This window comes from Campylobacter sp. 2014D-0258, from assembly GCF_008000495.1.
GTDB classification, from domain to species: Bacteria; Campylobacterota; Campylobacteria; order Campylobacterales; family Campylobacteraceae; genus Campylobacter_D; species Campylobacter_D jejuni.
The window spans coordinates 76,677-99,190 of record NZ_VOAR01000025.1 but is presented as its reverse complement, the minus strand read 5'-3'; the positions used below and the strand labels follow the sequence as shown (position 1 = coordinate 99,190).

Below are 22,514 nucleotides of genomic sequence, written 5' to 3'. Positions count from 1 at the left end.
TATAATTTTAGAAGAACATAATTATAAAATCGTTAAAATATATATTTTTGAGAATATAAATCAAGGTGAAGTATGAAAAAAGGTATTTTTTTATTGGTTTTTTTAAGTGTTTTTTTTAGTGCGTGTAGTACGAAAAATGATGAAGGTTTATACAATCTTAGTGCTAGTGAGTGGTATAAGCAAATTATTAAAGATTTGCAGGACAAGGATTTGGAAAAAGCTGATGATCATTATAATGGTATGGCAAGTGAGCATGTTGCCGATCCTTTATTGGAAACTACTTTAATTATTTTAGCACAAGCTCATATGGATGAAGAGGAATATAAGTTAGCTGAATTTTATTTAGATGAATATAATAAAAAATTTGGAAATTCACGCAATGCTGATTATATTCGTTATCTTAAAATTAAAGCAAAATTTGATGCATTTGCAGTGCCAAATCGTAATCAGGCTTTAATGCTTGAAAGCCAAAAAGAAATAGATACTTTTTTGAAAGATTATCCTTATACAGAATATGAACCTTTGGTTCAAACAATGCTTACAAAATTTAATTTAGCGGTTTTTTATCTTAATAGTACTATAGAAAATCTATACCAGCGCATAGGGCATGATGAAAGTGCGCAAATTTATAAACAAAGACTTCAAGAAAGTGAATTTTATCAGCAAAGTATTATCAAACCTGAGCTTCCTTGGTATAGAAGTATATTTGAAAGATTTTAATAAACAAGGAAAATAAATGCAGATTGAAGAGATACAAAATTATCCAGCAAATTTACCAGTATTGGTTGAAGATGAATTATTTTTATATCCTTTTATGATAACTCCTATTTTTATTAACGATTCATCCAATATGAAAGCTTTAGATCTTGCGATTAAAAATGATAGTATGCTTTTTGTTGCACCTTCAAAGTTGGAAAATGGAAGAAATTTTGATGAAATTTATAATTGTGGAGTGATTGGGACTATCATGCGAAAAGTTCCTTTACCCGATGGAAGGGTGAAAATACTTTTTCAAGGATATGCTAAGGGCAAAATTATAGAGCAAATTTCTAATAAACCTTTAGAAGCCAAGATAGAACTTATAAAAGAAGACTTTTTAGAAGGAACTAAAAAAGAAGCGCTTCTTGAAGTTTTAAAAGAGAAGGTAAAAAATTTGGCAAATATTAGTCATTATTTTTCTCCAGATCTTTTAAGAACAATTGAAGAAGGTTTTGATGCGTCTAGGATTTGTGATTTGATTTTAAATACTGTGCGTATTAAAAAACAAGTTGCTTATGAGTTTTTTGTTTTAACAGATCTTGAGCAAAAATTAGTAAAATTAATAGATTTAATTGCCCAAGAAATAGAAGCCAATAAAATTCAAAAAGAAATTAAAAATAAAGTACATTCTCGTATTGATAAGGTAAATAAAGAATATTTTTTAAAAGAACAATTAAGACAAATTCAAAAAGAGCTTGGTTCTGATACACAAAAAGAAGATGAGGTTAGAGAGTATCAAAAGCGTCTGGAGTTAAAGAAGAAATTTATGCACGAAGACGCTTATAAAGAAATCAAAAAGCAAATTGAAAAATTTGAACGCATTCATCAAGATAATTCCGAAGCATCGATGATTCAAACTTACATAGAAACAGCATTAGATATTCCTTTTGAAAAAATTTCTAAGAAAAAACTTGATATTAAAGAAGTTTCAAAACAGCTCAACCATGATCATTATGCATTAAACAAACCAAAAGAACGCATAGAAGAATATTTTGCAGTTAGGGAACTTTTAGAAAAAAGAAAAATAGCAGAAAAAGATGGTGCTAAAGTTATACTTTGTCTTTATGGACCTCCTGGCGTGGGTAAAACTTCACTGGCAAATTCTGTTTCAAAAGCTTTAAAAAGAGAGCTTATTCGCATAGCCTTAGGCGGACTTGAAGATGTTAATGAGCTACGTGGTCATCGTAGAACTTATATAGGCGCTATGCCTGGACGTATTACCCAAGGACTCATAGAGGCAAAACAAATTAATCCTGTAATTGTATTGGATGAAATTGATAAATTAAATCGCAGTTTTAGAGGCGATCCAAGTGCGGTGCTTTTAGAAATTTTAGATCCAGAGCAAAATTCTAAATTTAGAGATTATTATTTAAATTTTAATATTGATTTAAGTAAAGTCATTTTTATAGCAACGGCAAATGATATTAGCAATATTCCTACACCTTTAAGAGATAGAATGGAATTTATAGAACTTAGCTCTTATACTCCAAGTGAAAAATTTCATATAATGAAAAAATATTTAATTCCAGATGAGCTTAAAAAACATGGCTTAAAATCCAATGAATTATCTATTGATGATGAAACTATAGAGTTAATCATTAGTGATTATACTCGTGAATCAGGAGTTAGAAATTTGCGTCGCAAAGTGACAGAGTTGTGTCGTAAGAGTGCTAAAAAACTACTTTTAGAAAATATTAAAAAAGTCATTATTAATACAAAAAATTTGAATGAATTTTTAGATAAAAAAGTTTTTGAAATAGAAAAAAATAATGGAGAAAATCAAGTAGGTCAGGTTAATGGTTTGGCTTGGACAAGTGTAGGTGGAGATGTTTTAAAAGTAGAGGCTGTAAAAATTAAAGGTAAAGGAGAATTAACGCTCACGGGAAGTTTGGGTGATGTAATGAAAGAATCAGCTAGAATTGCTTTTAGCATGATAAAAGTTTTAATCGATGAAGGAAAAATAAAAATACCTAAAAAAATAATTATCGATCCTAAAGTTAATGTTTATGATAGTTATAATATTCATATACATGTGCCAGATGGAGCTACTCCAAAAGATGGCCCAAGTGCAGGCATTACGATAAGCACAGCCATTGCTTCTATTTTTAGTGATAAAAAGGTTAAAGCAGATGTTGCAATGACAGGTGAAATAGATTTAAAAGGAAAAGTTTTACCAATAGGCGGATTAAAAGAAAAATTAATTGCAGCTTATAAAGCAGATATAAAAACAGCTTTAATCCCAAGAAAAAATTACGAAAGGGATTTAAAAGATATTCCTAGTGAGGTTAGAGACAATATGGAAATCATTGCTGTTGATACTTTTAGTGATGTTTTAGAATATACTTTGGTTTAATTTTATTTTGAGAATAAATGTATAAGAAAGCAAACTTTTTATAAGTTTGCTTTTAAAAGATTATAGTCCTTCAAAAGGATTATTGATTACTTCTTTTCTATCCACTATATAAGGGATAAGAGCTACATGTCTTGCACGTTTGATTGCAACTTCTACCATTTCTTGGTATTTTTTGCTTGTACCTGTTAAACGGCGTGGCATGATTTTAAATCTTTCAGATAAAGCATGTTTTAACATTGCTGTATCTTTATAATCAATAAATTCAACTTTTGCTTCAGTGTATTTGCAATATTTGCGAGAGTATTTTCTTTTTTCTGCCATAGTTTATCCTTTAAAATGGTAAATTAGTATCATCGCTATCATAAGCATCGATATCAATTTCTTTTATTTTTTCTTCGTGTTGTGGGTTTTGGTTTCTTTGTGGAGCAGGGTTTGCTTTTGCTTTATTAAAATTTTGATTTTCACTCATATAAGGATCATAGCTTTGATTTTCATAGTTTCCACTATAATTGTTGTTTGAAAAGCTATTATTGCCAATTCCACCTTGTTGTGGAGTGCTGGAATTTCCAAGCATTTCCATATTTTCAACTTGTATGCTATGTTTAGAGCGATTTTGTCCATTTTGATCACTCCACTGTTCAAATCTCAAACGTCCTTCTATAAGCACTTTTGAACCTTTTGTAAGGTATTGGTTTGCAACTTCTGCGGTGCGACCATAAAAGCTTATATCAATAAAGCAAGTTTCTTCTCTTTTTTCTCCATTTGTGGTAAATCTTCTTGTTACTGCTATAGCGGAAGCTCCAATAGCACTACCGCTTTGTGCATAACGCATTTCTATATCGCGTGTAAGATTTCCAACCAAAACAACTTTGTTAAACATCTTTTTCCTTATTGAATTTCAGGAGCATCTAAAGGTTTGATTTCTTTTTTAGATTGCTTAATCCCGTGGCTTAGTTTTTCCCAAGCTGCAATTTCTTTTTTATTTTCATATTTTACGATTAAAAATCTTATTACTTCTTCAGTGATTCTTAACACCCTTTCAAGCTCAGCGATCAAGTTTGTAGGAGCTTTGAAATAAATCACAAAATAAGTTCCTCTTTCGTATTTTTTGATTTTATACGCTAATTTTCTAGTGCCCATTGGAACAACAGTTTCAATTTCTGCACCATTTTTGGTTAGGACTTCTTTAACAAATTCCAACTTCGCATTCACTTCCTCTTCGGTAAGTGTTGGTTTTAAGATAAATAAAACCTCATAATGTTTCATCTTTTCTCCTTATGGATATTAAAGCCCATTTTCATGAGCAAGGATTTTGCATAAAGCAAGACTAGATTATATCAAAATATACTTAATTAGTCTTGAATATCCAATGTCTTATCTAAATTTACTTTGATTTCTTCAAGCATGGCAAAACGTTTTTTATACATGGAGCGTTTTTGTGAAGGGATTTCTTCTAGGTTTTTTTGAGAGTGGTGGAGTTTATAGTATTTGTGTTTATTGATTTTTATTAATTCTCCACCATTTTCTAGCCAAATTTTTTGATAATCTACAAAATATCCTTTTTCTTTTCCTTTTTGAGAACGGATTTGATTTTTTTCATGCACACCTAAAGTAGCTTGAAGTTTTAAAATTTCACAAAGCATCTTAGAGCATTCTATAAGTAAAGCAACAGGGCGCAAACCATGACATTTTTTAGTTAAAATTTTATTAATTTCTAAAATATTAAAATCTTTGTATTTATATCCTTGTATGCAAGAAAGTAGAAGATTATTTTCTAAAGTAAAGCAAAAATTACATTGTGAGATAGTGTATTTTTTAAATTTTAAAGAAAAAGCCCAAAAACCTTCTTCGTAAACATTATGGTTATATCCTAAAAAAAGCTCAAAATCTTCATCAAAAGAAAAAATCATTTGTTCTTCGGGAAGAAATTTAAAACAAGTAAGTCCCTTATCAACATCATAAATAAGTGTTTTAACGCGTTCATTTGCTTTAAAACTTTTATCGCAAAATCTTCTTATAGCATTGTAGCAAGCATAGGGTCTTTGAGAGAAAAAGTCTTTTAAATGTTTATTTTTTTCTTCATTAAGCGTTTTTTCTAGAAGCCTTACTTGAGGAAAATATAGAATTTTTCTTGCTTGAAAACGCAAATAGCGCCAAAAGATGATACTTTTTCTTCTATCAGTAAAATTTGGAATAGGGTAGGAAAATTTTTTATTCACCTGTAATCCTTGATATATCATTATAAGTTGCAAAGAGCATTAGACTTAAAAGTATTGCCATACCTGCGTAACTTAAGTATTCAAAAGCACGCTGTGGAACCTTGCGTCTAAAAATCATTTCATAAAGATTAAAAAGTATATGTCCTCCATCAAGCATAGGAATAGGTAAAAGATTTAAAATGCCTAAATTTATAGAAATTAAAGCAGTGATAAATAAAAGCAAAGTAAAGCTATTTTGTGCAGCCTTTGAGGTAATTTCAGTCATGGTGATAATACCGCCTAAATTTTTTGCTTCAACTTCACCACTTATGAGTTTTATTATACCCTTGATGATGAGTGTAGAAGCTTGAAAACTTTCTTGTATGGCATATTTAAAACTTTCTAAACCTTGATGTTTTACAAGAGTGCTTGTCGCATTTGGACTGACTCCAAGTTGAGGTTTTTCAACGATTTGTCCAAAGTCATTATATCCTTGTCCTATTTTTGGAGTTAGGGTAAATTCTAAATTTTTTCCTTCTCTATCGATTAATATTTTCAAAGGCTCTAAACTTAAATGCTTTGAAATTTCATCAAAGCTTTGAATTTTTACACCGTTAATTTCTAAGATAGTATCATTTTTTTGAAGTCCTATTTCTTGTGCAGCAGAGTTTGGCGCTATGTTTCCTATTTGCGGAGCAAGTTTGTTTAGACCTAAATTTCCTATGATAATATAAAGAAAAAAAGCTAAAATTAGATTAAAAAATGGTCCAGCAAAAAGAATATAAATCTTTTTTAAAGGACTTAAAATGCTATAGCTATCTTTGTCTAGATTTTCAAAACCAGGACGCATATCATCTTGTCCTTTAAGTTTAACATATCCTCCAAGTGGCAAAGCACTTAAGCGATAGTTCGTGCCTTTAAATTCACGCTCTATAAGACTTTTTCCAAATCCTATGCTAAAGACTTCAACTTTTACACCCAAAGATCTTGCAGCTAAAAAATGTCCTAATTCGTGAAAGAAAATTAAAAATGAGATGACTAAAATAGTTGCTAAAAATTCAATAGAATAAAATTTAATTCCCAAAATCAAAATAACAATTAAAAACAATAAAGATCTCATTTTTCTCCTTTTTTTTGAGCTTTTATATAAGTATAGATGTATTCAAATCCAGAATAAAGAGTTAAAATCAAAGCTATGTAAAGTAGAATTTCACCGCCTATCCACTCCATGATTAAAAATCCTATCGCAGTCATTTGAAAAGCGGTTTTAAGTTTACCTGCAAAAGAAGCATTGACATTTAAATTTTCGCTAATCATCACAACTCTAAAACCTGTGATAAAAAATTCCCTTACTAATATAATATAAATTACCCATTCATTAGCTTTTCCTGTAAGCAAAAGTCCTAAAAAAGCTGCTAAAACAAGCATTTTATCAGCTAATGGATCTAAGATTCCACCCAGTTTTGTAGTTTGTTTCCAAGTTCTTGCGATGTATCCATCAAAAAAATCACTTAAAGCCGCTAATGAAAAAGTTAAAGCAGCAAAATAATTAATCCAACTTTGATGAATATTTTCAAATTTATGAATTAACAAAAAAAATAGCAAAGGCGCTAAAACCATTCTAAAAATCGCCAAGATATTGGGTAAATTCATAACAAGCCTTGTGAAATTAAATGTAAAATTATAATTAAAATTGTATAAAATTTAAGCAAAGACTTAGTAAAAATACAAAAAAGAATCAGTTTATTTTTATTTAAATTTTGCTTAAAAGCAAAATTTAAATAAATTTTACAACTTCATCAAAACTAAAACGATTTTTTTGAGGATTTTTTTTATCGTTGCAATATCCTAAAGCCACCACCAAACTTGATCTTTCTTTTTGAATATCAAGCGATAAATAAGAATCAAGCTTTTCTTTATCAAAACCACCTATAGTGCAGCTTGCTATATTTAAAGCATTAGCACTGTAAAGTATGCTAGCTAGAGCTATATGAGCTTGTTCTCTTGCATAAGATATTTTTTGTTCTTGATTTAGAGATTTTAAAAAAGGCATATAAGTATCTAAGCGTTTTTGAATTTCTGTTTCACTCATATCTCTTTTTCTAAGTTTTTCTTCAAAATAATCCAAAAAATCAAGTCTTGAAATGATGATAATTAATGCAGCACAATCTTTTACATGTTTTTGTTGATTGCAAATTTTAGAAAGTTCTTCTTTTCTTTTCTCATCTTGTGCTACTATAAATTTCCAAGGTTCCAGTCCTAAGGAGCTGGGGCTTAATCTTGCTATTTCTAAAATAGAATTTAAATCCTCTTTTTTGAGTTTTTCATTTTTAAAATTTCTACAAGAATATCTTGTGCTAAAAATTTCAAGTTCTTTTTTCATTATTTTTCCTTGTAAAATTCGACGACTTCATTAAAATTTAAGCGTTGAGTAGAATATTTTGGTTCGTGGGCTTTATATCCTAGGGATAAAATTACAGCAGTTTCAAAAGGATAAGTTAAATGAAAAAAATCATCAACCTTAGCTTTTTCAAAGCCACCTATCATACAAGAATCAATACCTAAGCTCATTGCAGCCAGCGACTTTGCATCATAGCAAGATAGCATTGAAGTTGTGCGTAATGATAGAGTTCATTATCATTCATTGCATTGGTTTTATGGGTGTAAATTTCTAAAATTTTTTGAAAATTTTCTTCGCTAGAACCTGAGAAACGACGCACTTGTTTTTGTGCAAATTCATCTTTGCTTTGAAGATCTTTTCTTGCTAGAAAAATGATATTATGACTCGCACTTGCTACATTTTGTTGATTGTAACATAGGGTTGAGAGTTTAAGATTGTGTTCTTTTTGTTCTAATACTACAAATTTCCAAGGCTCAAATCCATGTGAGCTTGGGGCTAAGACTCCACTTTCTAAGATAAAATGCAAATCCTTTTCATTGATTTTTTTATCATTAAAAAGTTTACAAGCTCTGCGTTTTGAAATTAGTTCTTTAAAATTCATTTTATTCCTTAAAATCAAAAATAATAATATTAATTATAAAATGCAAAGCTTAATCAAAAAATATTATAGTTTGATATTTTTCTTAAAAACAAAACCGGATTTTTCAAAACCCATTTTTTGGATATAAAATTCATGAGCTTGTGTTCTAAAAAAACTTGAACTTAGTTCTAATTCTTCATATCCTTGATCTTTTGCCCAAATTTGGATTTTTTTCAAAAAAGCTTGACCTATACCTTTTCCTCTTAAAGCTTCATCTACGACAAAATCACAAATATAAAGACAATGATTATGATAAAGTACATTAAAGGGCATGACTCCACAAGCTGCTTTGTAGCTTCCCTCATTTTTATAGGCAAAAAGTTTATAATGTTGAGTTTGTGTAGCAAGTTGGATTTTGTCTAAAAAATCTTTCAAAGATAGGTTATTTCTTAATTGTTTTATCAAGGGATAAATTTTTTCCAAGTCTTCTTTTAGCTTAATTTCTTTCATTTTTAAATCCCTTAAATTTCAAAAATCTCAGGTTTTAATTTTAAAAGTAGGCAAAAAGTTGCTAAAACAGCTTGTTCTTGCATAAATTCACGATCTCCATCTAAATAAAGCGTTTCTTGGATAAAAGTTCCATCTCTAAACATTGCGCCTATATAAATAGTGCCTGATTTTATTTTTCCCTCATCTTTTTCGCCAACTACTCCGCTAATAGCTAAGGCAAAATCAGGATTAGCCGTTTTAAAAATACCTTTTAGCATAAAATAAACACAACGTTCACTGTATTCGCCATTATTTTCTAAGACGCTTTCGCTAATTCCAAGCCATTCGTGTTTGATGCGGTTGGAATAACTTACAATAGATCCTTCAAAAATTTCACTTACACCTGAAATTTTGGTTAAGGTGCTTGCACAAAGTCCACCTGTGCAACTTTCAGCAAAAGAAATTTTTAATTTTTTTTCTAAAAGTTTAGAGTTTATAAAATGTATGGGATCTTTACCTAAAAATACCTTTTGTCCAAAAAGATTTTTTACGCTATTTAAAAAACCATCAAGTTTTCCAAAATTAGCACAAGTGGCCTTAATAAGCACAAGATTATCTAAAAGCTTGGTTGATTTTATACTTATCTCATAAGATTTTGTTAGGGTTTGCAGTAGCAATATAGCGCTTTCATCATCCATGCCAAAAATGCAAAAATATGCAAAATTTAATTTTATATGCCCAAGAAGATCAGGTAATTTTTCGCTTGGATTTATTTTAACGACATTGATTTTTGAATTTGAAAAATTACACACAAAGCTATTTTTACTAAATTCTGCTTTATCTGGAACCAAGGTATCATCTTTTAAGATAAGATTATCATCATTTAAAGTTGCTAAAATTTTAGCAACAGTCGCATAATGCAAAGGGCTTGTAAATAAAGTGATAAAATCATACTGATTTAAGAGGTTTTCAAGCAAAAAGGGTAAATCTTTATCGGTTTTATTTTGTATGCGAATTTCGTTGATTTCTTTAAATTTTTCTTCATAAGTTCTATAAATATAATTTTTGAATTTTTCGTTTATAGTAAGCTCATCTCCTATAAGATAAAGCAAATGTTTCATAAATTTTCCTTTTTTTCTTATAATTATAGCCAAAAACAAAGTAGAAATTAAAGCTAATTTGAGTAGAATTTAAGATTATTAAAAATTAGGTGGAAAAAATGGACTACAAAGAAACTCTACTTTTGCCCAGCACTACTTTTGCTATGCGGGCGAATTTAGCGGAACTTGAACCGCAAAGATTTAAAAAATGGTTTGAGCAAAATTATGCTTATGAAAAAATGAAAGAAAATCGCAAAAATGCGAAAAAAAGTTTTACTTTACACGATGGCCCCCCTTATGCTAACGGACATATCCATATAGGACATGCTTTAAATAAAATTTTAAAAGAAACTATTATCAAAACACATTATTTTAAAGGTGAGAGTGTGCGTTTTACTCCAGGGTGGGATTGTCATGGTTTACCTATAGAACAACAAGTAGAAGTAAAGCTTGGAGAAAAGAAAAAAAGCTTAAGTAAAAAAGAAATTCGTGAGTTTTGCAGACAACATGCGAGTGAATTTGTAGATATCCAAAGAGAAGAATTTAAAAATTTAGGCATTATTGCGGATTGGGATAAGCCTTATTTGACTATGAAATTTGAGTTTGAAGCAGCGATTTATAGAATTTTATGTGAGATTGCTAAAAAAGGCTTACTTTGCGAGCGTTCTAAACCTGTTTTTTGGAGTTGGGCGGCAAAGTCAGCTTTAGCGGAAGCTGAAGTAGAGTATCAAGATAAAGAAGATTATTCTATCTTTGTAGCTTTTGATTTAGATGTAAAAGCTTGCGAAAAATTAGGCGTATCAAAAGCAAGTGCAGTGATATGGACAACCACCCCTTGGACTTTGGTGGCTAATCAAGCTATAGCTTTAAATCCTAATGAAAATTATGTGATCACCAAAGAAGGTTTGATTTTTGCAAGTGCTTTACTTAAAAGTATGGTAGAAAAAGGACTTACAAGTGGAGAAATTCAAAAAGAATTAAACGCAAAAGAATTTGAAAAACTTGAAGCTATCAATCCTTTAAATGGAAGAAAATCTGTTTTAATCATGGGCGAGCATGTATTGATGGATGGTGGAAGTGGACTTGTACATACTGCACCAGGACATGGCGAAGATGATTACTATGCTTGTTTGAAATACGGTATTGAAGTTTTAATGCCTGTTGATGATGGTGGATGTTATGATGAAACTTTAAGAGCTAAAGAGCTTTTGCCTTCTCATTTGCTTGAAGAGTTTATAGGTCTTCATATTTTTAAGGCCAATGAAAAAATTTTAGAACTTTTAGGCGCAAAACTGTTACATTCTTCTAAATTTATACACTCTTATCCGTTTTGCTGGAGAACGCATAAGCCTGTAATTTATAGAGCTACTAAACAATGGTTTATTTTAATGGATGAACCAAAACTTCAAGGAAAAACTTTAAGAGAGTGTGCAAAAGAACAACTTTTAAAAACAACTTTTTATCCGCAAAGTGGAGTAAAAAGAATAGGTTCTATGGTGGAAAATCGCCCAGATTGGTGTATTTCAAGACAAAGAGACTGGGGAACGCCTATAGCCTTTTTTAGAGATAAAAACACTAAAGAAGTCATTTTTGATGATGAGCTTTTTGACTTTGTAGCGGCTATTTTTGAAAAACATGGCGCTGATGCGTGGTGGGAGTTTGAAATCAAAGATTTAATTCCTACAAATTCAAAATATAAAGCTGAAAATTTAGAAAAAGTATATGATATTTTAGATGTTTGGTTTGATAGTGGAAGTACTTTTAATGCGGTTTTAAATAGTGGGCTTTATGACGCAGGAGAAAAAAGAGCAAGTATGTATTTAGAGGGAAGCGATCAACATCGGGGTTGGTTTCAAAGCTCTTTGCTTGTAGGTACAGCGATCAATGAAAACGCACCTTATGAAAGCATTTTGACTCATGGTTTTACCACCGATGAAAAAGGGCAAAAAATGTCTAAATCTAAAGGCAATGTGATCGCTCCTGAATATGTAGCAAAAACTTATGGAGTTGAAATTTTAAGACTTTGGATACTTTTAAGTGATTATTCAAGTGATTTAAAAATTTCAGACAATATCTTAAAACAAGTGGGCGAACAATACCGTAAAATAAGAAACACTATAAGATTTTTACTTGCCAATACAAACGATTTAAAAGATTTAGAAGTTAAAGAATTTAGTTTTATTGATAAATGGATATTAAGCCGTGCAACTAAAGTTTTTAAAGCAAGCAAAGAGGCATTTTTTACTTATGAATTTGCTAAAGGTTTTAGTTTGCTTTTAAATTTCTTAAGTGCGGATTTAAGTGGGATTTATCTTGATATCAGTAAAGATAGACTTTATTGCGATAGCGAAAATGCCCAAAGAAGAAAATCCGCTCAAGTAGCTATGGCTTTGATAGCAAAAGAGCTTTTAAATTTACTTGCTCCAAATTTAAGCTATAGTGTAGATGAGGCTTTAGAACATGCTAATGTTTTAATCAAAGGTGATGCAAAAGATGTATTTGATCTAAGTTTAACTCAAGATTTTGATTATGATTTTGGTATAGATGATACATTTTTAATGAGCGCTAGAGAGAAATTTTTTGAACAAATTGATATACTTAAAAAAGATAAAATCATTAAATCTACTTTGGAATTAAATTTAAACATCAGTTTTAATAAATTCCCAAATGAGGAATTAGCTGATTGGTTTATGGTGAGTCAAATCAGCAATGAAAATGAAGAAATTTTGGCTGAATTTGAAGTAGAGAATGAGAAATTTAAAATCACCAAAGCTTCACTTTGTAAATGCCCAAGATGTTGGAAACTTCAAAGTAAAAATGAAGAAATACCTTGTTTAAGATGTGAAGAAGTCTTAAAAGGAGTTCAATGCTAGAAAATCCTATTTCAAATAGTATTATCATCGCAACTATAGCGGTGGTTTTAGCTTTTAGTGCTTTAGCGGTATTTTTGATCAAAAAAACAAAGGAAAATAAATGATAACTTTAAAAGAAGCTTTAAAATACTCCAAAGAAGAACTTGAAAATTTAAAAAAAGAACTCAATGAAAAAGCAAAAAAAGAAAAAAAATTAGGTGCTTATATCGAACAATTTTTAGATAAAGACTTAAGTGTTTCAGGTGAAGGTGTGCCTGTAGCCATAAAAGATAATATCAGCGTAAAGGGCTGGGAGCTTACTAGTGCGAGTAAGATTTTACAAGGTTACATTGCTCCTTATGATGCAAGTGCGATTGTTAATTTAAAAGCTAATGGTTTTTCTCCTTTTGGGCGTTGTAATATGGATGAATTTGCTATGGGAAGTTCAACAGCGAGTTCTTGTTATGGAAAAACTTTAAATCCTTTAAATTTTGAGCGTGTTCCAGGTGGATCAAGTGGTGGAAGTGCTGCTGCGGTAGCGGGTGGCTTGGCTTTGGCAAGTTTGGGTTCTGATACAGGTGGATCTGTACGTCAACCCGCAGCTTTTTGTGGTTGTGTAGGATTTAAACCGAGTTATGGAAGAGTGAGTCGCTATGGCTTAGCTTCTTATTCTTCAAGTTTGGATCAAATCGGGGTTTTAACGCAAAATGTAGAAGATGCGGCAATTTTATATGATGCGATCGCAGGATATGATAAAATGGATAGCACGAGTGCAAATATCGAGTTTATCAAAACTGCTCCAAATTTAAATGCAAATAAAAAATTAAAAATCGCAGTGATTGAAAATTATGTCAATGATGCAGATAGTGAAGTAAAAAACACACTTTTAAAAACCATAGATATATTAAAAGCTAATGGACATGAGATTGTATATAAAAATTTGCTTGATTCTAAGTTTGATATCGCAGCGTATTATATCATCGCAACAGCTGAAGCAAGTGCAAATTTAAGCCGTTATGATGGGGTGCGTTATGGCAAGCGTTCTGAAAATATCCAAAATTTAAAAGAAATGTATGTAAATACACGCAGCGAAGGTTTTGGAGAAGAAGTAAAAAGAAGAATTTTGTTAGGAACTTTTGTTTTAAGCAGTGGATATTATGATGCGTATTATATCAAAGCACAAAAAGCTAGAGCTTTTATCAAGGCAAAATATGAAGAAATTTTGCAAGATTGTGATCTTATTTTTATGCCTGTAACGCCTACAACGGCTTTTAAATTTGATACTCAAAAAAGCCCTATGCAAACTTATTTAGAAGATGTTTATACTATCTCTGTAAATTTAGCAGGACTTGGAGGCATTAGTGTGCCTGTTGCAAAAGATAAAGAAGGGCTTAATATATCAGCACAACTGATTTGCAAAGCTTATGATGAACAAACCTTGTTAGATGGGGCTTTAAGTTTAGAACAAATGATTAAAAATTAAGGATGAAAGATGAAAATTGTAAAAAGAGCTTTAACTTTTGAAGATGTATTATTGCGTCCTGGGTATTCTGAAGTTCTACCTAAGGAAGTAAAAATTCATACTAAACTGACAAAAAATATCACTTTAAATATGCCTTTAATCTCTGCGGCTATGGATACCGTTACTGAACACAGGGCTGCTATTATGATGGCAAGACTTGGAGGACTTGGAGTGATTCATAAAAATATGGATATAGCCTCGCAGGTTAGAGAAGTAAAAAGAGTGAAAAAAAGTGAAAGCGGGGTGATTATCGATCCTATTTTTGTAAGTCCTAAAGCAAGTGTTGCAGAGGCTTTAGAAATCATGGCAGAGTATAGAATTTCAGGTGTTCCTGTAGTAGATGAAGATAAGAAACTAATAGGCATACTTACCAATCGTGATTTAAGATTTGAGAGCGATTTTTCAAATTTGGTTGAAAATGTTATGACTAAAATGCCTTTAATCACTGCTCCAAAGGGTTGTACTTTAGATGATGCGGAAAAAATTTTCAGTACCAACAAAGTAGAAAAACTTCCTATAGTTGATGAACAAGGACGCTTGGAAGGACTTATCACTATAAAAGATCTTAAAAAACGCAAAGAATATCCTGATGCCAATAAAGATAATTTTGGAAGATTACGCGTGGGTGCGGCTATAGGAGTAGGGCAAATGGATCGTGTGAATGCTTTAGTTGAAGCGGGTGTTGATGTTGTTGTGCTTGATTCTGCGCATGGACATTCTAAGGGTATTATTGATACAGTAAAAGCGATTAAAGCTAAATATCCAAATTTAGATCTTATCGCAGGAAATATCGCCACTGCAGCTGCAGCAAAAGCACTTTGTGAAGCAGGAGTAGATGCGGTTAAAGTAGGTATTGGGCCAGGAAGTATTTGTACTACGCGTATTGTTTCAGGTGTGGGCGTGCCACAAATTTCAGCCATTGATGAATGTGTGGAAGAAGCAAATAAATTTGGCGTTCCTGTGATAGCTGATGGTGGGATTAAATATTCAGGTGATATTGCAAAAGCTTTAGCTGTAGGTGCGAGTTCTGTTATGATAGGATCGCTTTTAGCTGGAACGGATGAAAGTCCAGGAGAGCTTTTTACTTATCAAGGAAGGCAATATAAGTCTTATCGTGGTATGGGCTCACTTGGGGCTATGCAAAAGGGAAGTTCGGATAGATATTTTCAGCAAGGTACTGCTCAAGATAAACTCGTTCCTGAAGGTATAGAAGGACGTGTTCCTTATGTGGGAAGTATAAGAAGCGTGGTGCACCAACTTTTAGGAGGTTTGCGTTCTTCCATGGGTTATGTTGGGGCTAAAGATATAGAAGATTTTCAAAAAAGAGCTGAATTTGTTGAAATTACTACTGCAGGGCTTAAAGAAAGCCATGTACATGATGTTACTATCACTCATGAAGCACCAAATTACAAGGTCAATCATCAATGAGTTTTGAAGAAAATTTAAAACACGCTAATGAATCTTTGGAAAAATTAAACAATCAAGAGCTTGCCTTAGATGAAAGTGTAAAAATTTATAAAGAAGGTTTAGAGAGTATCAAAAAAGCAAGACTTGAGCTTGAAAAAGCAAAATTAGAAGTGGAGCAAATCGATGAGTAAAATAGCGGCTTTACAGTTTCCAACTTTAGCTTTAAGTGAATCAAGGCTTGATTATTATCTCAAAGCTTCAAAAGACAATGGAGCAAATTTAGTAGTTTTGGGCGAATATGTGATCAATAGTTTTTTTACAGAACTTTTGCATATGCCAAAAAATATGATAAAAGAGCAAAGTGAAGCTAAAAAAGAAAGCTTGATTAAGCTTGCTAAAAAATACGAATTAGAAATTATCGCTCCTTATGTAAGCGTTGAAGCTAAAAGTTATAAAAAACTTTGCTTAAAAGTTACTCCAAATGGTGTTAAAAGTTATGAACAGCAAATTTTAATGCCTTATGAACATTGGAATGAAGAAAAATTTTTCAGCAACAAAACTCCATCAGAGTTAAAAATTTTTACTTTTAATTATGAAAAATTAAAATGTGCCTTACTTTTTGGTTTTGAGACACATTTTGATATTTTTTGGCAACAGATTATGGCGAAAAAAATTGATTTGGTTATCGTTCCTAGTGCTTGTACCTTTGAAAGCAAACAAAGATGGGAAGAACTTTTAAAAACAAGAGCTTTTTTAAATTCTACAAGCATTTTAAGAGTAAATCGCATAGGCAAAACAAAAGATGAGTGGAATTTTTACGGCGATACTTTGTTTATTAATGCTTTTGGTGAGATAGAAAGTAAATTAGGTTCTGAAGAAGAAATGCTTATTATAGAGCCTAAAAAAAGTGATGAAGCAAGAAAACTTTGGGGTTTTGATAAAATTCTTAAGAATTTTTAAAGAAGGTGAATATGAGAAAAATTTTACTTCAAATTTTTATTTTTAGTGTATTATTTATAGTAACTTTTACCATTAATCGTATTTTAATGCAAAATTCTTTTATCCCCACTGGTTTAATTAGTGATAAAAATGAAATCTTTTTAATGTATCTTTTAGGTGTTTTTCATGATATAAGATTTTTAAGCGCAGCGTTTTTACCATTCTTGCTTTGTGGTTTTTTAAGTTTAATTTTTTCTAATATAAAAATAAATAATAAGTTAGTAATATATAGTAAAAATTTTTATTTCATTTTTTCAAGCATTTATATAATTGTTATTTCTTGTCTTTGTATAGGATTTTCTTATGCAAAATACTATTATTACGAAATTTACAAGACTAAATTTGATATTTTTATGTTTACTCTAAAAGATGATAACGCAAAAACTATTTTAAGTATTATTTATCACGATTATCCAATTTTAAAAATTTTAGCTTTAATGTTAATTTTTGGAGTTTTTGTATTTTTTTTAAATTTGAAAATATTAAATTTAAAGCTAAAACCTGTTAATTTAAGATTATTTCCCTTGATAGCTTTAAATTTAATATTAATTATTGTTTATGTTATAGCCTTAAGGGGTCCATTTAAGCATGTGGCTATAAATGTGCAAAATTATTCTTTTAGCGAATATAGTGTTGTAAATGATACAATGTTAAATCCAATTATGGCATTTTCTTGGGCTTTAAAACAATATAAAGAAGAAGCAGCTTTGAAGGCTATCACACCTTTAAAAGCACAAGAACTTAAAGAAAAACTTTTTGATTATTTGCATCAAAGTCCTATAAATCTAAAAGCTGAAAAGAATCATCCTAGTGTATTTGTTAACTTAATGGAAAGTTTTGGGCTTAATTTGGCTGATTTTGCAAATACAGAACATAATTTTTTGGGTTCGTTAGATAAACATTTTAAGCAAGATTTTTTATTCAAACGTTTTTTGAGTTCTAGTAATGGAACTATACCAAGTTTTGCAAACTTATTTTTTGTAAGTCCATTTTCTAATATTTCTACAAGCAAATTTCAGAAAACTTATTTGGATTTAACACCTATTGCTATTTATAAGAAAGCAGGATATAAGGTGATTTTTGTAAGTGCAGGTAATGGATCTTGGCAAAATATTAAAAATTATCTTAGTATTTTGGGAGTAGATGAGATTATAGATGAAAATATTTTAATGAAAGAGTATAATGGAGCAAAAGATAGTGAAAATGGTTATGGGGTAGCTGATGAGTTTTTATATAAAAAAGTTTATGACTTACTTCAAAAAAATCCACACAACACCCTTATAATTGCTCTTACCATATCCAATCATCCACCTTATAAAATTCCGCAAAATGATTTGCCAAAATTACAAAACATTCCACAAACTTTGCTTAATATGCTTCCTTATGAAAAAGATAAACAAGATAATATTATCAAAGCTTATACTTATGCAAATAATGAATTTGGAAAATTTCTAGATAAAGTAAAACAAAGTCCATTTAAGAATAGTGTTATTATAGCAGCAACTGGAGATCATAGAGTACGCGAAATGAGTATGGATTTAAATTCCCAAAAAGCTTTTGCTTATAGTGTACCTTTTTATCTTTATATTCCTAAGGATTTGCAAGATAATATTTATTATGATAAAGATCGTGTAGGATCTCATAAAGATATTTTTCCAACTCTTTATGCTTTAAGTTTAAATAATGTCAAGTATTTAAGCGTAGGCGGAAGAAATATGTTAGCAAGACCAAATGATGAGAAATTAGAATTTGGGATCAACGATGCTGTATGGATTGATAAAAAAGGTATTTATAGTGGCGGTAAAGGGTACTATTTTGAAAGTAATGATACTTTAAAAGATATGAATAAAGCTTTTAATCTTGATGGTTATACTAAAGACTTTGATAAATTTTATAGAGAGTTAAATTTATATCAATTAGCCGAGCGTTTAGGCATTTCAAAATAGGATTTATATTTTCTTTTTAGTAAAAAAGTGCTAAAATTTAGCCTTTAAAGTATAAAGGTTTAAATGATGCAAAATATCCATTTTATCGGCATAGGCGGTATAGGAATTTCCGCTTTAGCAAGATTTTTAAAAGAAAAAGGTTTTAAAATTAGCGGAAGTGATCTTAAAGAGAGTAAAATCACTAAAGAACTAGAAAAAGAAGGGGTTAAGGTCAGTATCCCTCATCATAAAGACAATATTTTAAATAAAGATTTAGTTATTTATTCTGCCGCTATCAAAGAAGAAAATCCTGAATTTAAACACGCTAAAGAATTAGGCATTGAATGCCTTTCACGCAAGGAGGCCTTACCTCTTATCTTAGAAGATAAGCGCGTTTTTGCAGTTGCAGGAGCACATGGAAAAAGCACAACTTCAAGTATTTTGGCTTCTTTGCTTGATGATGCTTCTGTGATCATCGGAGCGATTTTAAAAGAATTTGGTTCAAATATGATTTATAAAGAAAGTCAAAACCTTGTTTTTGAAGCTGATGAGAGCGATAGTTCTTTTTTAAATTCAAATCCTTATTTGGCTATAGTTACTAATGCAGAAGCAGAGCATTTAGATCATTATGGCAATGAAGTTTCAAAACTCCATCATGCTTATACGCAGTTTTTAGATGTGGCTAAAATTCGCGTGATTAATGCTGAAGATGAGTTTTTGAAAAATTATAAAAATGAGTCAACCAAGCTTTATCCGAGCAAAGATATCAAAAACTGCACCATGTGTATAGAAAATTTCAAACCTTTTACAAGCTTTGAGTTGAAAGATTTAGGTGAATTTAAGGTTTTTGGCATGGGATATCATTTAGCCCTTGATGCGTCTTTGGCGATTTTGGCGGCTTTAAATTTCTTAGATATAGAAACGATAAGAACTAGGCTTAAAAATTATCAAGGTATTAAAAAGCGTTTTGATATTTTACATGCTGATGAAAATTTGGTTTTAATCGATGATTATGGTCATCATCCTACCGAAATAAAAGCGACTTTAAGCGCAGCACAAGAATACGCAAAATTAGGTAGATATAAAAAAATTACAGCCATTTTTGAACCTCACCGCTACACGCGTTTGGCTACAAATTTAAAGGAATTTGCAAAGGCTTTTGAAGGTGTTGATGAGCTTGTAATTTTACCTGTTTATGCTGCAGGAGAAGAGCCTATAGAACTTGATTTAAAAGCGGTTTTTCCTAAGGCTTTATTTGTAGAAGATATCAAAAGAGAGGGTAAATTTTTGGTGGCTTCTAAGGGGCAAGTTTTTGAAGAAGGGCTTATTATAGGTTTTGGTGCAGGAGATATCAGTAATAAATTAAGGCAAAAAAATGAGTAGGTTTTTTTTATATCTTTTAATTATTTTAATTTTAGCCTTAATCACTTTTGCTTTGCGTGAAAAATTAGGCAAAAAAACTAAACCTTTTTTTGGTATTTTGCTTGTGATTTTTATTGTTTTAGCAGTATTTTTTGAATTTGAAAACACGCAAAAAAGTCATTTAAGAACAGATATTATCGTAGCTTTTAATCAAAATAAAAATATTTTATGTAAAGATATAAATATCTCTAAAGCTTATTTTAATTACGAATTTGGGACAGGAAGCTTTATATCAAAGGATAATAATCAAAGCTTTAATTCGTTGATTATCGATATTAGAGATTGTAGGTTAAACGATGAATGAGATCAAAGAAGAATTACTTTTAAAACTTGATTTAAATACTTATTTGTATGAATTTAAGTCTTGTTTTGCAAGGGATAAAGAAATTTTTTTACAGGGGGATTCTCACCTTCATTTTAAGCGTATTAATGAGCTTTGCGAGACTGAATTTCCAAATTTGCCCGAGCTTTCAAATTTGGATAAGGCTTTGGTACATTTAAGCAAACAAGGAGTTTTACATTTAGATGAGATTTTTGAATTTGTAAAAATTTTTCGCTATTTTGAAAAGATCAAAAAGCTCAATTTAGGCAGCAATTTAAATTCATGGCTTGAAAAGATTGAATTTGTCAATGGAATTTTAGATCTTTGTGAAAAATTTGATGAAAAGGGCGAGTTAAAAGAAAGCTTAGATGAAAGATTGGTAAATATCAATACAGCTCTAAGATTAAAAAATGAAAGCATAATAGCTGAGTTTAAGAAATTTTGCTATACAAAAGCTTTAATGCCTTATCTTATAGATACACAAATCCATCTTATAAACAATCTTGAAGCCTTGCTTGTAAGAGGGGGATTTAACCACGCTATAAAAGCTAAAATCATAGGTAGAAGTAGTGGGGGAGGATTTTACATCGTTCCGCTTAGTGTTGAAAATTTGCAAAATGATATAGAAAAAATCAAAAATCAAAAAGAAGAAATTTATTATGAATACGCTAAAAATTTCTCAGCTTTTTTGGCAAAAAATCTACCTTTTTTAAAATTTATCAATACAGCCTTTGATCTTTTTGATCATTATAGTGCTAGGGTTTTGCTTGCTAAAAAAAGGGATTTTGAATTTGTTTTGTGTGATCAAAGTACGGATTTAGTGCTTAAAAATTTCGCTCATCCTGCCTTAAAAAATCCAAAAAGCGTGAGTTTGGAATTTAAAAAACAAGTTTTAATCATCACAGGGGTAAATGCAGGCGGAAAATCCATGCTTTTAAAATCCATGCTAAGCGCAGCATTTTTAGCTAAACATCTTTTGCCTATGCATATAAAAGCCAGTGAAAGTAAAATCGGTACTTTTAAAGAATTTGATGCCATCATAGAAGATCCACAAAATGTTAAAAACGACATTTCAACTTTTGCAGGAAGAATGTTGCATTTTTCTAGACTTTTTTCTAGGAAAAATTTGCTTTTAGGTATCGATGAAATAGAGCTTGGAACAGATTTTGAAGAAGCGGCTTGTTTGTATAGTGTGTTAATTTCAAAACTCATAGCTAATAATCTTAAAATCATCATCACCACGCACCACAAACGCCTTGCCATGCTTTTAGCAAAGAATGAGCAAGTTGAACTCATCGCTGCTTTATATGATGAAGAGCTTTCACGCCCAAAATACGAGTTTTTAAAAGGCACCATAGGAAAATCTTATGCCTTTGAAACCGCTTTGCGTTATCAGATTCCGCCGAATTTAGTTAGCGAGGCTAAAAAGCTTTATGGCGAGGATAAAGAAAATTTAGAAGAGCTTGTGGGTAAAAATATCAATCTTGAATTAGAACTAAAAGCTAAGCTTGAAAATGTCGAGAAAAAAGAGCAAAAAGTCGATGAAATTTTACTTTCCTTAAAAGAGCAAAAAGAAAAAAATGAACAAGAATTTCGTACGAGTTTGAGAAATTTAGAATTTAAATTTCACAAAGCCATAGAAGAAGCTAAAAAAACCATACAGCTTAAAGATATAAAAGACAAGCAAAGAAGTCTTAATAAAGCCAATGAACTTAAAAAAGAAATCATCTTGCCAAGTATGGAGCAAAACGAAGAATTGCGTGTGGGGGATTTTGTAAAATATGAAAAAATTAAGGGTAAAATCATAAGCATTTCTAAAAACGATGCTATGGTTGAAAGTGATGGGATCAAACTTCGTATGCCTTTAAAACTGCTTAAAAAAAGCACTCCTACACCTAAAATAAGTCCAAAAACAAGCATTAGTGTGGCAAAACCGACTAATCTTAGCGTTAGCTTGGATTTGCACGGGCTTAGGAGTGATGAAGCTATTTCAAGGCTTGATAAATTTATTTCAGATGCTTTGCTTGCAGGCTTTGATGAAGTTTTAGTTTACCATGGTATAGGAACAGGAAAGCTTGCCTTTGCTGTAAGAGAGTTTTTGAAAACTCATAAAAGTGTCAAGGGCTTTAATGACGCACCGATCAATCAAGGTGGCTTTGGTGCTAAGGTGGTGAGATTATAAGGA

21 protein-coding genes and 1 pseudogene are annotated in these 22,514 nt (G+C 30.8%); 12 read left to right on the top strand and 10 right to left on the bottom strand.

The features are described from left to right. Positions 1-72: 72 nt before the first annotated feature. Together SR62_RS05260 and lon are read left to right on the top strand one after the other, a co-directional pair. Positions 73-720, top strand: coding sequence for an outer membrane protein assembly factor BamD (locus SR62_RS05260; RefSeq protein WP_002852961.1), 648 nt, complete (start codon positions 73-75; stop codon positions 718-720). Positions 721-736: 16 nt separating this feature from the next. Beyond that, positions 737-3,112, top strand: coding sequence for an endopeptidase La (gene lon, locus SR62_RS05255; protein ID WP_002892228.1), 2,376 nt, complete (start codon positions 737-739; stop codon positions 3,110-3,112). A 60-nt stretch (positions 3,113-3,172) separates the two neighbouring features. Here the strand turns inward: lon and rpsR are convergent, their stop codons facing one another. From rpsR to SR62_RS05200, 10 genes and pseudogenes are all read right to left on the bottom strand, one after another. Then, positions 3,173-3,433: a 30S ribosomal protein S18 gene (gene rpsR / locus SR62_RS05250; RefSeq protein WP_002853032.1), complete on the bottom strand. Its 261-nt coding sequence runs from the start codon at positions 3,431-3,433 to the stop codon at positions 3,173-3,175. A gap of 10 nt (positions 3,434-3,443) precedes the next feature. Beyond that, positions 3,444-3,992: a single-stranded DNA-binding protein gene (locus tag SR62_RS05245; protein ID WP_002892229.1), complete on the bottom strand. Its 549-nt coding sequence runs from the start codon at positions 3,990-3,992 to the stop codon at positions 3,444-3,446. An 8-nt stretch (positions 3,993-4,000) separates the two neighbouring features. After that, positions 4,001-4,378: a 30S ribosomal protein S6 gene (gene rpsF / locus SR62_RS05240; RefSeq protein WP_002812868.1), complete on the bottom strand. Its 378-nt coding sequence runs from the start codon at positions 4,376-4,378 to the stop codon at positions 4,001-4,003. An 86-nt stretch (positions 4,379-4,464) separates the two neighbouring features. Further along, positions 4,465-5,331 (bottom strand): VirK family antimicrobial peptide resistance protein, encoded by an 867-nt coding sequence (locus tag SR62_RS05235; RefSeq protein ID WP_002892230.1) that lies wholly within the window; start codon positions 5,329-5,331, stop codon positions 4,465-4,467. Continuing rightward, positions 5,324-6,430 carry an RIP metalloprotease RseP gene (gene rseP / locus SR62_RS05230; protein WP_002892231.1) on the bottom strand — a complete coding sequence of 369 codons (1,107 nt, stop codon included), beginning with the start codon at positions 6,428-6,430 and terminating at the stop codon, positions 5,324-5,326. The genes SR62_RS05235 and rseP overlap by 8 nt, the downstream gene beginning before the upstream one ends. After that, positions 6,427-6,963, bottom strand: a complete 537-nt coding sequence (gene pgsA, locus SR62_RS05225) for a CDP-diacylglycerol--glycerol-3-phosphate 3-phosphatidyltransferase (RefSeq protein ID WP_002812871.1) — start codon at positions 6,961-6,963, stop codon at positions 6,427-6,429. The genes rseP and pgsA overlap by 4 nt, the downstream gene beginning before the upstream one ends. Before the next feature lie 124 nt (positions 6,964-7,087). Next, complete coding sequence (locus tag SR62_RS05220; protein ID WP_002880781.1) at positions 7,088-7,693, bottom strand: NAD(P)H-dependent oxidoreductase; 606 nt, start codon at positions 7,691-7,693, stop codon at positions 7,088-7,090. Continuing rightward, positions 7,693-8,312: pseudogene (locus SR62_RS05210) on the bottom strand (nitroreductase family protein). The gene SR62_RS05220 and the pseudogene SR62_RS05210 overlap by 1 nt, the downstream one beginning before the upstream one ends. A gap of 63 nt (positions 8,313-8,375) precedes the next feature. Next, a complete protein-coding gene (locus SR62_RS05205; protein ID WP_002892233.1) occupies positions 8,376-8,801 on the bottom strand; it encodes a GNAT family N-acetyltransferase in 426 nt (141 codons plus the stop codon). An 11-nt stretch (positions 8,802-8,812) separates the two neighbouring features. Further along, complete coding sequence (locus tag SR62_RS05200) at positions 8,813-9,901, bottom strand: CinA family protein (protein ID WP_002892234.1); 1,089 nt, start codon at positions 9,899-9,901, stop codon at positions 8,813-8,815. 98 nt (positions 9,902-9,999) lie between these two features. Here SR62_RS05200 and ileS point away from each other — a divergent pair, with 98 nt between their 5' ends. The 10 genes from ileS to SR62_RS05150 all read left to right on the top strand — a co-directional run bounded on the left by ileS (position 10,000) and on the right by SR62_RS05150 (position 22,511). Further along, positions 10,000-12,753, top strand: coding sequence for an isoleucine--tRNA ligase (gene ileS, locus SR62_RS05195; RefSeq protein ID WP_070306629.1), 2,754 nt, complete (start codon positions 10,000-10,002; stop codon positions 12,751-12,753). Next, positions 12,747-12,857: a hypothetical protein gene (locus tag SR62_RS05190; RefSeq protein ID WP_070306630.1), complete on the top strand. Its 111-nt coding sequence runs from the start codon at positions 12,747-12,749 to the stop codon at positions 12,855-12,857. Before ileS ends, SR62_RS05190 begins: the two co-directional genes overlap by 7 nt. Further along, entirely contained in the window at positions 12,854-14,215 is a 1,362-nt protein-coding gene (gene gatA / locus SR62_RS05185) for an Asp-tRNA(Asn)/Glu-tRNA(Gln) amidotransferase subunit GatA (protein ID WP_070306631.1), read from the top strand. Before SR62_RS05190 ends, gatA begins: the two co-directional genes overlap by 4 nt. Positions 14,216-14,224: 9 nt before the next feature. After that, positions 14,225-15,682, top strand: a complete 1,458-nt coding sequence (guaB, locus tag SR62_RS05180; RefSeq protein WP_002856408.1) for an IMP dehydrogenase — start codon at positions 14,225-14,227, stop codon at positions 15,680-15,682. After that, complete coding sequence (gene xseB, locus SR62_RS05175) at positions 15,679-15,852, top strand: exodeoxyribonuclease VII small subunit (RefSeq protein WP_002853034.1); 174 nt, start codon at positions 15,679-15,681, stop codon at positions 15,850-15,852. Before guaB ends, xseB begins: the two co-directional genes overlap by 4 nt. Then, positions 15,845-16,621: a carbon-nitrogen hydrolase family protein gene (locus tag SR62_RS05170; RefSeq protein WP_002853489.1), complete on the top strand. Its 777-nt coding sequence runs from the start codon at positions 15,845-15,847 to the stop codon at positions 16,619-16,621. The genes xseB and SR62_RS05170 overlap by 8 nt, the downstream gene beginning before the upstream one ends. Positions 16,622-16,632: 11 nt before the next feature. Then, positions 16,633-18,606: an LTA synthase family protein gene (locus tag SR62_RS05165; protein ID WP_002912775.1), complete on the top strand. Its 1,974-nt coding sequence runs from the start codon at positions 16,633-16,635 to the stop codon at positions 18,604-18,606. A 63-nt stretch (positions 18,607-18,669) separates the two neighbouring features. Further along, the gene (murC, locus tag SR62_RS05160; protein WP_023890496.1) at positions 18,670-19,968 is read left to right on the top strand and encodes a UDP-N-acetylmuramate--L-alanine ligase; all 1,299 of its coding nucleotides are present in this window, start codon (positions 18,670-18,672) and stop codon (positions 19,966-19,968) included. After that, on the top strand, positions 19,961-20,311 hold the full coding sequence (locus SR62_RS05155; RefSeq protein WP_002779109.1) for a hypothetical protein: 351 nt from the start codon (positions 19,961-19,963) through the stop codon (positions 20,309-20,311). The genes murC and SR62_RS05155 overlap by 8 nt, the downstream gene beginning before the upstream one ends. Then, positions 20,304-22,511: an endonuclease MutS2 gene (locus SR62_RS05150; RefSeq protein WP_074484147.1), complete on the top strand. Its 2,208-nt coding sequence runs from the start codon at positions 20,304-20,306 to the stop codon at positions 22,509-22,511. Before SR62_RS05155 ends, SR62_RS05150 begins: the two co-directional genes overlap by 8 nt. Positions 22,512-22,514: the final 3 nt, after the last annotated feature.

What these genes read in the sequence shown, in the direction of transcription:
- SR62_RS05220 (WP_002880781.1), bottom strand. Translation starts at nt 7,693, where the DNA reads ATGAAAAAAGAACTTGAAATTTTTAGCACAAGATATTCTTGTAGAAAT.
- murC (WP_023890496.1), top strand. Translation starts at nt 18,670, where the DNA reads ATGATGCAAAATATCCATTTTATCGGCATAGGCGGTATAGGAATTTCC.
- SR62_RS05245 (WP_002892229.1), bottom strand. Translation starts at nt 3,992, where the DNA reads ATGTTTAACAAAGTTGTTTTGGTTGGAAATCTTACACGCGATATAGAA.
- gatA (WP_070306631.1), top strand. Translation starts at nt 12,854, where the DNA reads ATGATAACTTTAAAAGAAGCTTTAAAATACTCCAAAGAAGAACTTGAA.
- SR62_RS05165 (WP_002912775.1), top strand. Translation starts at nt 16,633, where the DNA reads ATGAGAAAAATTTTACTTCAAATTTTTATTTTTAGTGTATTATTTATA.
- xseB (WP_002853034.1), top strand. Translation starts at nt 15,679, where the DNA reads ATGAGTTTTGAAGAAAATTTAAAACACGCTAATGAATCTTTGGAAAAA.
- ileS (WP_070306629.1), top strand. Translation starts at nt 10,000, where the DNA reads ATGGACTACAAAGAAACTCTACTTTTGCCCAGCACTACTTTTGCTATG.
- SR62_RS05205 (WP_002892233.1), bottom strand. Translation starts at nt 8,801, where the DNA reads ATGAAAGAAATTAAGCTAAAAGAAGACTTGGAAAAAATTTATCCCTTG.
- rpsR (WP_002853032.1), bottom strand. Translation starts at nt 3,433, where the DNA reads ATGGCAGAAAAAAGAAAATACTCTCGCAAATATTGCAAATACACTGAA.
- guaB (WP_002856408.1), top strand. Translation starts at nt 14,225, where the DNA reads ATGAAAATTGTAAAAAGAGCTTTAACTTTTGAAGATGTATTATTGCGT.
- rpsF (WP_002812868.1), bottom strand. Translation starts at nt 4,378, where the DNA reads ATGAAACATTATGAGGTTTTATTTATCTTAAAACCAACACTTACCGAA.
- SR62_RS05170 (WP_002853489.1), top strand. Translation starts at nt 15,845, where the DNA reads ATGAGTAAAATAGCGGCTTTACAGTTTCCAACTTTAGCTTTAAGTGAA.
- pgsA (WP_002812871.1), bottom strand. Translation starts at nt 6,963, where the DNA reads ATGAATTTACCCAATATCTTGGCGATTTTTAGAATGGTTTTAGCGCCT.
- SR62_RS05260 (WP_002852961.1), top strand. Translation starts at nt 73, where the DNA reads ATGAAAAAAGGTATTTTTTTATTGGTTTTTTTAAGTGTTTTTTTTAGT.
- lon (WP_002892228.1), top strand. Translation starts at nt 737, where the DNA reads ATGCAGATTGAAGAGATACAAAATTATCCAGCAAATTTACCAGTATTG.
- SR62_RS05200 (WP_002892234.1), bottom strand. Translation starts at nt 9,901, where the DNA reads ATGAAACATTTGCTTTATCTTATAGGAGATGAGCTTACTATAAACGAA.
- rseP (WP_002892231.1), bottom strand. Translation starts at nt 6,430, where the DNA reads ATGAGATCTTTATTGTTTTTAATTGTTATTTTGATTTTGGGAATTAAA.
- SR62_RS05190 (WP_070306630.1), top strand. Translation starts at nt 12,747, where the DNA reads ATGCTAGAAAATCCTATTTCAAATAGTATTATCATCGCAACTATAGCG.
- SR62_RS05155 (WP_002779109.1), top strand. Translation starts at nt 19,961, where the DNA reads ATGAGTAGGTTTTTTTTATATCTTTTAATTATTTTAATTTTAGCCTTA.
- SR62_RS05150 (WP_074484147.1), top strand. Translation starts at nt 20,304, where the DNA reads ATGAATGAGATCAAAGAAGAATTACTTTTAAAACTTGATTTAAATACT.